The organism is Paenibacillus sp. AGC31 (assembly GCF_057334655.1).
Map to the genome: position 1 here is coordinate 104,245 of NZ_JBHFJH010000042.1, position 12,084 is coordinate 116,328.

The 12,084-nt window shown below is 43.9% G+C and carries 12 protein-coding genes and 2 rRNA genes; 2 read left to right on the forward strand and 12 right to left on the reverse strand.

Annotation, left to right across the window (positions count from 1 at the left end; translation table 11 throughout):
• Positions 1-50: 50 nt before the first annotated feature.
• From ACE04G_RS25920 to ACE04G_RS25965, 10 genes are all read right to left on the reverse strand, one after another.
• Positions 51-1,085 carry an LLM class flavin-dependent oxidoreductase gene (locus ACE04G_RS25920; RefSeq protein ID WP_051449565.1) on the reverse strand — a complete coding sequence of 345 codons (1,035 nt, stop codon included), beginning with the start codon at positions 1,083-1,085 and terminating at the stop codon, positions 51-53.
• A gap of 159 nt (positions 1,086-1,244) precedes the next feature.
• Positions 1,245-1,556 carry an ArsR/SmtB family transcription factor gene (locus tag ACE04G_RS25925; protein ID WP_036668255.1) on the reverse strand — a complete coding sequence of 104 codons (312 nt, stop codon included), beginning with the start codon at positions 1,554-1,556 and terminating at the stop codon, positions 1,245-1,247.
• A gap of 114 nt (positions 1,557-1,670) precedes the next feature.
• Positions 1,671-2,252 carry an NAD(P)H-dependent oxidoreductase gene (locus ACE04G_RS25930; RefSeq protein ID WP_221825658.1) on the reverse strand — a complete coding sequence of 194 codons (582 nt, stop codon included), beginning with the start codon at positions 2,250-2,252 and terminating at the stop codon, positions 1,671-1,673.
• A gap of 166 nt (positions 2,253-2,418) precedes the next feature.
• Positions 2,419-2,841 carry a MarR family winged helix-turn-helix transcriptional regulator gene (locus ACE04G_RS25935; RefSeq protein WP_221825675.1) on the reverse strand — a complete coding sequence of 141 codons (423 nt, stop codon included), beginning with the start codon at positions 2,839-2,841 and terminating at the stop codon, positions 2,419-2,421.
• A 181-nt stretch (positions 2,842-3,022) separates the two neighbouring features.
• On the reverse strand, positions 3,023-3,700 hold the full coding sequence (locus ACE04G_RS25940; protein ID WP_339306708.1) for an NAD(P)H-dependent oxidoreductase: 678 nt from the start codon (positions 3,698-3,700) through the stop codon (positions 3,023-3,025).
• Positions 3,701-3,910: 210 nt separating this feature from the next.
• A complete protein-coding gene (locus ACE04G_RS25945) occupies positions 3,911-5,656 on the reverse strand; it encodes a methyl-accepting chemotaxis protein (RefSeq protein ID WP_449005445.1) in 1,746 nt (581 codons plus the stop codon).
• Between the two features lie 195 nt (positions 5,657-5,851).
• The gene (locus tag ACE04G_RS25950) at positions 5,852-6,310 is read right to left on the reverse strand and encodes a 2-thiouracil desulfurase family protein (protein WP_221825664.1); all 459 of its coding nucleotides are present in this window, start codon (positions 6,308-6,310) and stop codon (positions 5,852-5,854) included.
• A 59-nt stretch (positions 6,311-6,369) separates the two neighbouring features.
• Positions 6,370-7,653, reverse strand: a complete 1,284-nt coding sequence (locus tag ACE04G_RS25955) for a hypothetical protein (RefSeq protein ID WP_221825666.1) — start codon at positions 7,651-7,653, stop codon at positions 6,370-6,372.
• Positions 7,650-8,228, reverse strand: a complete 579-nt coding sequence (locus tag ACE04G_RS25960) for an RNA polymerase sigma factor (RefSeq protein ID WP_221825667.1) — start codon at positions 8,226-8,228, stop codon at positions 7,650-7,652. Before ACE04G_RS25960 ends, ACE04G_RS25955 begins: the two co-directional genes overlap by 4 nt.
• A 227-nt stretch (positions 8,229-8,455) precedes the next feature.
• Positions 8,456-9,190, reverse strand: a complete 735-nt coding sequence (locus ACE04G_RS25965) for a class I SAM-dependent methyltransferase (RefSeq protein ID WP_221825669.1) — start codon at positions 9,188-9,190, stop codon at positions 8,456-8,458.
• A gap of 162 nt (positions 9,191-9,352) precedes the next feature.
• Between ACE04G_RS25965 and ACE04G_RS25970 the strand changes: the two genes are divergently transcribed.
• Together ACE04G_RS25970 and ACE04G_RS25975 are read left to right on the forward strand one after the other, a co-directional pair.
• Positions 9,353-10,708 carry an MATE family efflux transporter gene (locus ACE04G_RS25970; RefSeq protein ID WP_449005446.1) on the forward strand — a complete coding sequence of 452 codons (1,356 nt, stop codon included), beginning with the start codon at positions 9,353-9,355 and terminating at the stop codon, positions 10,706-10,708.
• A gap of 379 nt (positions 10,709-11,087) precedes the next feature.
• Positions 11,088-11,510: a hypothetical protein gene (locus tag ACE04G_RS25975; protein WP_449005447.1), complete on the forward strand. Its 423-nt coding sequence runs from the start codon at positions 11,088-11,090 to the stop codon at positions 11,508-11,510.
• Between the two features lie 159 nt (positions 11,511-11,669).
• On the opposite strand, the gene rrf is transcribed toward ACE04G_RS25975, so the two are convergent.
• Both rrf and ACE04G_RS25985 read right to left on the reverse strand, forming a co-directional pair.
• Positions 11,670-11,786 (reverse strand): 5S ribosomal RNA (gene rrf / locus ACE04G_RS25980).
• Positions 11,787-11,861: 75 nt separating this feature from the next.
• Positions 11,862-12,084 (reverse strand): 23S ribosomal RNA (locus tag ACE04G_RS25985); the annotation flags it as partial.

Consider the following 12,084-nt stretch of genomic DNA (forward strand, 5'->3'; position numbering starts at 1 on the left):
TTATAGCTATACCCTACGATTAAGCCAGTTTTAACGCTGAAAATGGAAGATTAAGCTTTTCCCGCCAATTGTGCAATCAACTCATAGGAATGCAGACGTGCCTTATGATCATAGATCATCGACGTAATAATCAGCTCATCTGCCTGTGTCTGCCGAATGAAGGATTCCAACTGCCCACGTACGGTTTCTGGTGAACCATTAACAGCTGCCTTCAGCGTCTGCTCTACACCAGCTTTCTCACGATCCGTCCATTTGCCTTCCATCTCTGCCGGAGGCTGTACCAATCCCGTTGTGCCACGAATAATGTTCAGGAACTGCTGTTGCATCGTTGTACCCAGCCATGCTGCTTCCTCGTCTGTATCCGCAACAACAGCGTTGACACCAACAATCACATGTGGCTCCTTCAAGCTATCAGATGGTTGGAAGTTGTTTCGATACGTCTCTAATGCAATCCGGGTGTAATCGGGCGAGAAGTGGCTGGCAAAAGCAAACGGCAATCCCAGCTGACCTGCCAGACGTGCACTGAAATCACTGGACCCCAAGAGGTAAATTGGAATATTCAATCCTTCTCCAGGAACTGCGCGAACAGGCGCATGATAAGATGTCGCCGAAGCATCAAAGTATGCTCTAAGTTCTGCCAATAACTCAGGGAAATCTTCCCCACTGTTCAGATCTTTGCGTAGTGCAAGCGATGTACGACGGTCACTACCTGGTGCGCGACCCAGTCCCAGGTCAATTCTGCCAGGATACAAGGATTCCAGTGTGCCGAACTGCTCAGCGATGACAAGCGGTGCATGGTTAGGCAACATGATGCCTCCTGAACCCAGACGAATCGTTTTGGTTCCACCAGCCAGATATCCAATAACAACCGAAGTTGCGGATGAAGCAATACCCGGCATGTTGTGATGTTCAGCTACCCAGTAACGGTGATATCCCCAACGCTCAGCATGCTGTGCCAGATCGAGACTGTTGCGCAGTGCATCAGCAGGTGTTGCACCTACTACGACAGGAGCCAGATCCAAGATGGAAAGCTTAACGTCGTTAATGTGTTCTTTATGGGATGAAGCCGTATTTTCTGTAGTCATTATCGTTTAATCTCCTCGATGATTATATTTTTGTATATCCAGATATATAGATTAATTAAATCGCAACTGGATATAGTGATGTGATGATAAACTAGCCGTTTACATCCGGACGGAATCCCTGCGTGCATGTGCATCCTAGCTTCCGTTCCGGCATCCGGCTTATAACTCGTTCTGCACGTACTCGGCAAACTGACGGATTGTCTCCTCGTTGCGCCGATAATACGTCCATTGTCCTCTTCGCTCGGAGAGCAGCAATCCTGCCTTGAGCATAGTCAGCAGATAACTGGATATAACCGACTGAGCCAGTCCAGCCTTCACTTGAATCGTGCCAACACAGATTCCGTTCTTGCCACCATCCGGATGCTGTGATAGTTCCAGCGGTGGAAAGTGTTGCTCCGGGTTTTTGAGCCACAACAAGATTTGTCTACGTGTCTCGTTCGATAATGCTTTGAATATAAGTATAGGTTCCATGGGTACGATTATACCCCCTTTCATCCATTTTGCAAACACATGAACAAACAAACCGACTCTTGATCGAGTCGGTCTGGTATCATATGGAATCCTTATAGGGAACCAACATCTATATTAGAATTTGGTCGTTACCGTCTGTTTAACCTGATCCAACATCGCTTGATATGCGGGTGCATCCAGGTATCCAATACTACCAAAGAGCAGATGATCTACGGTTTCAATACCTACAAAATCGAAGATACCTACGTCTGAAGTTATTTTCAATCCAGCAGTCATGCCGATCTGGTCATATATTTCATTTGGTGTACCATGGGTGTTGATAATGAGGCCTTTTTTGCCTGTCAGCAATTTCTCGATTCCTGCTTCACCTGCTGCATACGCAAAACCATAGGCGAATACACGGTCAACGTACCCTTTCAGAATGGCAGGAAGACCTGTCCACCAGATCGGATAGATGAATGTAATGGCTTCTGCATCTGTAACAAACTGTTGCTCTGTAGCGATATCCTGTGGTGTCTGTCCTGCGCGCATGGAAGCTGTATCTGCTTCAGTCAGTACGGGTTGGAATCCAAGCTTATATAAGTCACGAACGACTACTTCATGGCCTTGAGCTTCGAGAGCTTCTACAGCAGTATTGAGGATTGCGTTATTCAAGCTGTCTGTGTGCGGGTGAGCATATACGATAAGATGTTTCATAGTGTGAATCCCTCCAGGTTTGGTTTGAGTTAGGTTGCGAAAATGGGGTTACATTGATACGTTCCACATACATAGACATCTATGCATTTGGTTAAAAAAATATTTGGGTTCCTCTGCCTCCACCCCATCCAAATCTGGAAGGGTTGCAGACAGAAGAGTTCATTCATTATAACTTTCGGACAATCATGGACAGCAAGCTCTCCAATTGCTCCGACTGTTCATCGGACAAGCCACTATAGATGATGTCATTAATCTGCTCTGATACCTGATGGAAGATCGGTTCAAGACGCTTCCCCTGATCAGTAAGGCGAATCATCGTCACCCGGCTATCTTCGGCACTCTTGCTGCGTTCAACATAGCCAAGCTTCTCCAGCTTGTTGACCAGTACTGTTACCGTTGGTTGCGTGCGTTGGACACGTTCAGCCAACATCTTGATCGACAGCGTCTCTTCCCGGTACAAGAACATTAATACATCCCCATGAGAAGGAACAATCCCTGTTACCTCATGCTGTTCCAATTCGTGTACAATCCGTTTGTTGACATGGTCCCTGATTCTTGCAATCAGTGCAATTGCGTTGTATTTAGGCATGACCTCATTATACATAGACATCTATGTATTTTCAAGTTCTTTTTTATAAAAAGAAAAACAGCCCTTTCCATGCTTCTAACAGGTGGAAAATATCGGGCTGTTTCGATTCTGCTCTGATCCTGATCTGTAATGTAAGATCTTAGATAATCATTTTTGAATTCATGCTGGATTCACGCTGAATTCAGTTAATCCATTGCGTGATTTTCTCAACGGATTGTCGGGACTTCTCACGTTGGGGCTCCTCTACCCGATAACCGAAGGCTGCCATCATAGAGACGCCCCATGCGCCATTTTCCAGCAAACCCTCTTCTTCCATAATACGGTGGACGTCCTCACGGCTGAAACCTTCGATTGGACAAGAATCAATCTCGATCTGAGCTGCCGCCGTCATCATGTTGCCAAGTGCAATATAAGTTTGTTTAGATGCCCAGTCAAATAATGATCTTGGATTATCCAGAATTTTCTGATTATTTTGGAACTTTCCATAAGCCTCACTTGTTAGCTCAAATACGTTATTTGGCATTCCCTTTGTTTCCTTCAACATGTACTCCGCATAAGGAGAATTATAACTGGCATCTGATCGGGCCAAAATAACAACAAAATGGCTTGCTGTAGCCAATTGCTTTTGAGCGCCGGAAGAGACTTCGGACAGACGCTTACGCAGGTTCGGATTTTGTACAATCAGAAACTTCCACGGTTCAAGACCAATGGAACTTGGAGATAATCTGCCTGTTTCCAATATAAATTGGAAATCCTCATCCGAGATTTTACGGGTATCATCAAATATCTTTGTTGCATGCCGGAAATGATATGCCTTTAAGATGTCTTCCTTTGTCTTTGACTTTGTTGTAACTTCCATGCAGCTCCACGTCCTTTTATATATTTTTTTATGTTGAACAATAATGTTAAAGTGACTTCATCTCAAGTATTAGTTTAGGACCTATGCGTATAAATTAAAAGTACGCACATTATTGTTTCTTAGTTTATAAAAGTAAGTATTGGATGAAGACAGCAATAATCCACTAGGCACTTACATGGCGCCTAGTGGATTATCTGCGACTCTCTCCTTTTAAATCTTGAAATCTTGAACCAGCTTATTCAGATTTAATGCACTCTCCTTGACTTGATCAGATTGTTTAACTACTTCCACAGATTGCGCAGCAGAGGCAACCATATGTCCTGCGATTTCCTGACTGGATGCGGCGGATTGTTCACTTGCTGATGCAATCTCATGAATGGAGCCCACTAGTATTTTGATATTGGCAGTCACTTGTTGTGAGGTTGCATTGAGATCTTTAACGGCATTGGCATGATCAAGAGAATCGACATAATACTGTTCAGCTGTATCCTCCAATAATTTATAATCTTTGCCAACCTGATTGAACATAAAGGATAGCAATTCTTTGGCATTCGAGGACAGATTGGTTACAGACTGCATAACTTCTTCCGTGACCTGCTGAATTTGATCGGCAGCCTGTCTGGAATCATCAGCCAACTTTCGAATCTCGCTTGCTACAACCGCAAAACCTCTGCCTGCTTCTCCAGCTCTTGCAGCTTCAATGGATGCATTGAGTGCAAGCAGATTAGTCTGCGCCGTAACATCCAAAATAGATTGAGATAATATACCAATCTGATCTACAGCAGTTGCACGTTCCAGCGCTTCTGACATCTTCTTACTCGTATGATCGTACATGTCTATGGCTGCTCGGCTCGATTCGCGGGCTTCCTGCTTCAACTTTTCAGCCTTCGTGCTGGTCACATACGCGGACTCTGCTTGTTTAGATGTCTGTTCCGATATATATTCGGCTCCCTGTTGCATCTCAGCAGCCGAATGATTCATATTTTCCGTATGGGCTGAAGCCTCTTCCATTGCAGCAGAGAGCTCTTCAACTGTAGCTGATACTTCACGAATTCGTTCATTCAGACCAGCCATATTCTGGTTGGTAAGATCGCTAACCTGGTTGATATGATGAGATTCCTGAACTACACCACGAATGACATTTGTTGTGGAATCGGTCATTGTACGAATAGCTCGTGCGATGACACTTATCTCATTATTTCCCTGTGTTAGGTGCGGATCCAAGGATGCCGTTAAGTTGCCTTTTGTTATTTCTTCACAATAACGGGTAATTGCTTTCATTCGTTGACGTATACTGCGAATCATTACAAATGAAATCAGAATGAGCGCTGCAAGGGAAAGCAAAAGAACCGAACCGAGCACCAATGCTCGCTGCTGAATTACTTCCTGTGTATCCGCATAGAGCTTGGCTGACTCTTCTTCGTTATGCGCACTCAAAAGGGTGATCGTCTCCACAATCGCTGTACTGCTTTTGTTAATTCTTCCTCTCTCTTCACTATCGTAGGTGCCCGACATCTTTTTGCTATCCATGATTTGCTCAATATCCTGATAATATGTATCCATCTTTGCTACCAAATCTGCAAATATCTCTTTTTCTTTGGTATCCAATGTTCTTGCTGAAAATTCATTCAAGCCATCCGTGATACTCTTCTTACCTTTTTGAACCTGATCGTACTGTTTGTCGGTGTACTCTGCATTATCAAGAACCTTTGTATAATTGGCGCGCATATTATAGAAATTACTTTTCAATTCAAGAACATTGGTTTGATGCTGGAAACGGTCATTGTAGAGGATACCTTGTCCCGTTTTTGCTTCGTTCATTCCCAAAATTCCAATCAGAAAGACAGTAAACAAGCCGATTAGACTAATCACAGTCATGATGACCATCGTTGTTGTTAATTTCATATTTTTGAGTTTATTTCCTTTCTTATATTTTGGCTTAGACTGAATTGACATGATTATTCCCCCACTTTAAATAGTAGATAGCCTTATATATCTTATATCTATATCGTATGTATCCATATTGTTTGTTAGCATTTCAGGAAAATTGACTTTATTCTTTTAATGAGAAAAGTAATGGGAGACAACAGAAAAGCCGCCAGAATATAATCCAGCGGCTTTTCTGTGAATATGAAACGATATCTATGCGACCTATAGTTGCTCCATCCACTCATTTTCAGAAATGACGGTATATCCTTCTTGTCTCAACAATGCTGAGGTGACACCTTCTCCAGTTACCTTTTGATTGGCAAAATTCCCATCATAGATCTTCTGTGTACCACAGGACGGACTAAACTCCTTCAGTACCACACACGATACATTCAATTCTCGCGCCCATTCGAGCGTCTGATAGGCTCCCTTGATATACAGCTCTGTGACGTCCTTGCCACTTTTCTCGATCACTTTTGCAGTGCCTGCCAGCACGTCCTTGCCTGTGCCACCGATAATTTCAGCCGGTTCTCGCGGAGTGGAGAATCCACCAAGCAGCTCCGGGCATACCATCTTAGCCTGGTCCTGCTTCACAAGCTCCTGAATCTTCTCATCCAGGCTCGCTGTTCCATTGTAACGGCAAGCTACCCCCGCCAGACATGAACTCACCAAATATTTCATCGTTATCTCCTTATACTCATTCCATCTATGAAGTAAATTGTAACATATAAGATCAAGCCCTATAACTCACCTCTGGTAATCATCTTGATCCGTCCATCTTCCCTGTATTCAACCTGAAAAACATCCGTGCTCGACTCCAGTTCAAATGTGACCATGCCTGGATGGTCAGGATTACGGTGAAGTTTATACGCTTGAAGATCCATTTTAAATATTTTTTTAATTATAGGTTCTACTCCTTCTCTAAGAAGAGACTCCTGTATGTTATATAGTTCCTGATAATAAGCCTCTATTTCTTCCCAGTCTGCAAAGTCTTGCTCATAATGATTAGCATCCCCAACCGTATAACCCAAGCCCTCTTTTCCTTCGGTCATCTGGACAAAGTAGTTATCTTTAAAGGAAAAGGAGACTGTATCTTTGCCGAGTTCATCATCTTTGCTTCGGCTTGCTCTTACCAGATCAAGATTGGCTTTACCAGACAGAGCCTCAATCGCGTTTCTGGCATCCGCCAGCGCTGCCTGTGATATTTGATCAGGTCTAAGGTCGCCTGTGATCGATACAGCCTTGTCCTGCTGCCATACAATCTCCCCATAACCATGGCCAGTCTCATTCTCTAACGCTAATGTCGTATGTGATATCGGCTCCAATTCCCCTTGCTTCATACTCACAAAACGTTTGACTGATGCAGGTTTAAGCGTTGGAGTGCTGCCTATACTTTGCAAAAGCGTTGGAACTTGACGCAGATAACGGTGCTCCAACTCGCTTGGCTGCATCTCACGTCTCATCTGTACTTCACGCAGATTTCCTGTTGTCGCATCGAGCCATATCTGCGCATACTCCTTCTCGCTTTCATTTCCAGCCTCTACATATATTCTGCCGGACACAGGCAGGTCTTCCACTTTCATAATCTTCAGCTGTTTACCCAGATCATCTCGCATCGTAGTCGCAACATTTCTTTTCATTTTGTCGGTTAGCAGATTTGTGTTCAAACCATCGGATAACTGTAACGTTGCTGTCGGATAGACCTGCTCGATTACGGGTTTCACCAGCTGTCCATCATTCCAGATCCATAGGAACAATCCAGCCGCAATAACCAACGCACCTGTGCCGGCAACAAGAGGTCCTTTTCTAGGGCGACGCTTGTGGGACACGTTGTTCACTTTCAGTCTAAACGGCCTGGATGGCCTGGAACTGTCCTCTGACCTATCTCCCTTGCTCCCCTCTTCCGACTTCTTCATCCACTCCACCTGTTGAAGCACCTTTCGCTTGTGATCCTCCGTAAAAGGAGACGAAGCAAACGGTCCCTTCCGGATTTCCTTCTCCCATTGCTCATCCTTGTGTCTCATTTGCTTCGCTCCTCCCATTGTTTCCGTACCTTATCCTTACCTCGGGATAGTCTGGATTTTACTGTGCCTAAGCTGATTTTCAATATCTCAGCAATCTCACTCGTCGTAAGCTCATATTTCAGATTCAGCAAAAGGATCTCCCGGAACTTCTTCGGCAACGCCAGAACAATATCCCAGATTTCATGGATATGCTCCTTACGCATCACTTCCATCTCGGCCGAAGGATGTGCAGGCTGCTCTGCAATCATGACTCTTTGGCTTGAATCCCCACGCTCTGTCTCAATGGGTAACGTCTCTCCCCACAGGCTACTACGAAAAAATCTGGATTTTCGATATGTAAAAGTCGTGTTCCTAGTAATCGTCAACAGCCATGTTTTCAGTGAGCAATCCCCACGATAAAGAGCGATCCCCGAGTACGCCCGAATAAATACCTCCTGTGACAATTCATCTGCCTGTTCGGCACTTTTGGTCAGGAAATAAGCGTAATTCCACACGTCATTTCCGTAGTCATCCATTATGCTGCTAAGTGTGTAATTGTCTATGGTCTGAGCTTGTGCCAGTAATTGATCATCCAACTGTTGTTCACCTCACTTAATATGACTGAGTCTAATGTGATTTGGTTCCCTGTTTTGGACATTATTTCTTATTATTGTAGCAAAATAAAAAACAGCATGTTCAACATCGCTGAACACGCTGATTCCTTCAAGTTTGCTTGTTAGAAATCTCTATCAGGAAGCTTATAAGCGAACGCACCACTTCATCAGTTAATTCTGCCCTCTGGTCTAACGTATCATTTTCTTCGTTATACTTTAACCGCAGCAATCATCAGAAACATCGGTCTCCGATTCTCGTCTCGCATGCCTGGGACCTGTTCAATCATCTCCGGTGATGGTTTGGATTCAGCCACCTTTTGAATAGCAAACCCCGCCTTAATCAGTTCATTGAGATGTGTTGCCAGTGTGCGATGATATTTGACCACATCCTGATTCAGAAAGTTCGCCACACGTTTCCCTTCATCGTGGTAATCATCCACGGGCCAGTGAAGAATCTCACCTGTGGGTCCGTAATGCCAATCCTGGGCAGCACGAGCGGTGAAGATGGGATGTTCGGAAGATAGTACAAATGTGCCCCCTTCTACGAGAAAATCATTGATCTTAGCGTACACCGTGTCTAACCGTTCAATATAATGCAAAGCAAGTGAACTGATCACAACGTCGAATTGTCCCGGTGCAAAATCAATATCTTCAATCGCCAGCTGCTCGTACCGGATCTGTGGATCGTCCGTCATTTCACGAGCACGCTGAAGCATATTTTCAGACAAATCTACTCCGATCACTGAACTCGCTTGCTGCTCCCGCGCATACCGGCAGTGCCAGCCAAAACCACATCCCAAATCCAGCACACGTTTGTCCTTCAAATCAGGCAATAGAGTCTGCAGTTCATGCCACTCCCCCGCTGCATCCAGCCCTTGAACGGAACGTGCCATCTTACTATAGTTATTGAAAAATTCAGATTCATCGTATTTATTTTGTTTCATCAAGAGAATCCTCCCGCTTTATAAATATCAACCTACTCTACCACATAAACGATATTTAAACGCAAAAGTTGCCAAGAGAATTCACGACGTGTTATCATACAGAACGAACGTTCAGTATTTTTAAATACAGAATGAACATTCAGTCTACTAACGGAGGTCATTATGAATACGAATTGGACGCATCCCTTGGAAGGGCAATCTGTAGGTAAAGCTTTTATAAGCTACCTCGTGCCTTCTGTATTGGGGATGCTGGTAGTTGCTTTTAATTTTATTATCGACGGCATTATGGTTGGACACAAACTGGGTTCTACCGCGATGGCGGGAATCGGCATTGCCTCACCTGTTTACACACTTTTTGTTGCTATGTCGCTGTGGATCGGTATGGGCGGGGCAACCTTGTACTCCAACGCTATGGGTAGAAAAGATATCACATCAGCCAAACAAATTTTTACCAAATCCATTATGCTGATTATGCTAGTTACGATAGCCATTGGATATACTGCATTTACGTTCAAAGACAAGCTGGTATACTCCCTCGGTGCTAACGCCGAGACCTTCCCGTTTGCTTCGGATTATATGAATATCATGTTATTGTTCGGATTCGTTTTCACCATTGAGAATGCACTCTCTATCTTTGTACGAAACGATGGTAATCCAAACACGTCCATGTACGCTCAGATTACGTTTGCTATAGCCAATATCATCATCAATTATATAACATTGTATGTACTCGAATGGGGCGTACGCGGTGTGGCCCTCGGTACAATTGTATCAGCGTCTCTTGCGTTACTTGTCCTGTTCACTCACTTTTTCAAAAAAACAAATAATCTCACGTTCACCCGGTTCAAATGGAACAACAAACTGCTGGCTTCCCTTCTACTCATTGGTTTCCCCAGCTTTCTGGCTGAACTCGGCATGTCGGTCTTCTCTGTCTCTCACAATATCTCCATGGACCGCATTGCGAGCACGGATGGTGTAGCATCCTTTACCGTATTGAACTATATTCATGGTGTGGTACTGTTAGCATTCCTGGGTCTGGCGTCTGCTGCCCAACCTCTGATCAGCTATTATCACGGTGCCAATCAGATTAAACGGGTACAACAAACAATACGGTTAGCCACCAAAACGGCTCTCGCATGCGGTCTATTGTTACTGGTTGTTGTTCAGATCGGTGCGCCTTATTTCGTGCAAATCTTTGGAAACTTCAGTAGTGGCGTAACGGATAATGCCGTTTACGGATTACGTATATTTACATTTGCCTATGTGTTTATGGGTGTTAACTTTGTCATGAGCACCTATTTCCAATCTGTAGGCAATGCCAAAATGGCCATTTGGATCACAGCTGCGCGTGAAATGATTATCATGATTGCGTTGATTGCGATTCTCCCTTCATTCTTTGGTGTCACGGGTGTGTGGCTTGCCGTACCGCTGTCTGAAATGCTGGTTCTCGCAACCATAGCCGTATACTATAGAAAACGATCCCTTACGGATCGAATAAACGCGTTGCAGTCTGAGTAGCATAACGGATTAAATGAACGTATAGAAAAAAGATATAGCCCTGCTCGGTCTACATAGATCGGGTAGGGCTTTGTTATGCTTGAAGTAAATATAATCAGAACCAAATATCGTATCGTCCATGTGCTATTAACGGTTGCTTGAAAACTATAGCTATAGAAAATGTGAATGATATATGAATAAAGTATATATTTAACAAAAAATAGGATATAAAACTCTCTTATATAATTGTATATATTTGTTAATTGGAGTACAGTTGTCTTGTCAAACTAAATACGGCGCCAGACCTCCCCTCACTTTTATCCTAGGAAATGACTGTGAGGAAAGCTACTGTGAGTATGATCAATCTCGACTTTTATATATGAAAAGGAGATGTTCGATTGTGAAGAAATATCAAAAAACTGCAATTTCAGCTCTCTCTTCCATGGCTTTGCTCCTAGCATCTGTTTCACCAGTATTTGCTGATGAACCGTCTATGCCTATAATCCCTTCACAAGATGCTCAGATAAAACAGGAACAAGAAGCTGCTATCTTTGCCAAAAACCTTATAGTAGAGTATTTCGATGGGGGTTACTCAACGGATATCTATTTGAGTGGAAATGTCACGTTTTCTTTTCTTCCTCGTTCGACTGGGGAATATGTATTTAATGTTGTTGATATGAGTGGAAATTTGAAGGGAAGTGGACGAGTAATCGCATCAGACTTGAGAACAAAAACCATCACTTTAGGGAATCTGTATGGTTACCATAAAATCGTAGGGTACTCACCTAATGGTGGCGGAGGAGATTACCAAATTCAATATTAAAATATACTAAGTCGTAGGAATCACACTGTATTTGTTTACTTACGGAATGTCATACAACGCAGGGAAGACCTATCGGCTTTCACTCAATTCTTTATATGCAATGTATAAAATAGTAACACAAAAAGACACACTCGATATCATCAAGTGTGTCTTTAGACTGCTTGGCGGCGTCCTACTCTCCCAGGACCCTGCGGTCCAAGTACCATCGGCGCTAGAGGGCTTAACGGTCGTGTTCGGGATGGGTACGTGTGGAACCCCTCCGCCATCGCCACCAAACGCGTAGCTTACATTTCAGAGTGTTGTTCTCTGAAAACTAGATTCGAAACGAAACATGCGATTTACAACTTGCTATTGGATAAGCCCTCGACCGATTAGTACTGGTCAGCTCCATGCATTGCTGCACTTCCACCCCCAGCCTATCTACCTCGTCGTCTTCAAGGGGTCTTACATACTGGGAAATCTCATCTTGAGGGGGGCTTCACGCTTAGATGCTTTCAGCGTTTATCCCGTCCGTACATAGCTACCCAGCGGTGCTCCTGGCGGAACAACTGGTACACCAGCGGTACGTCCATCC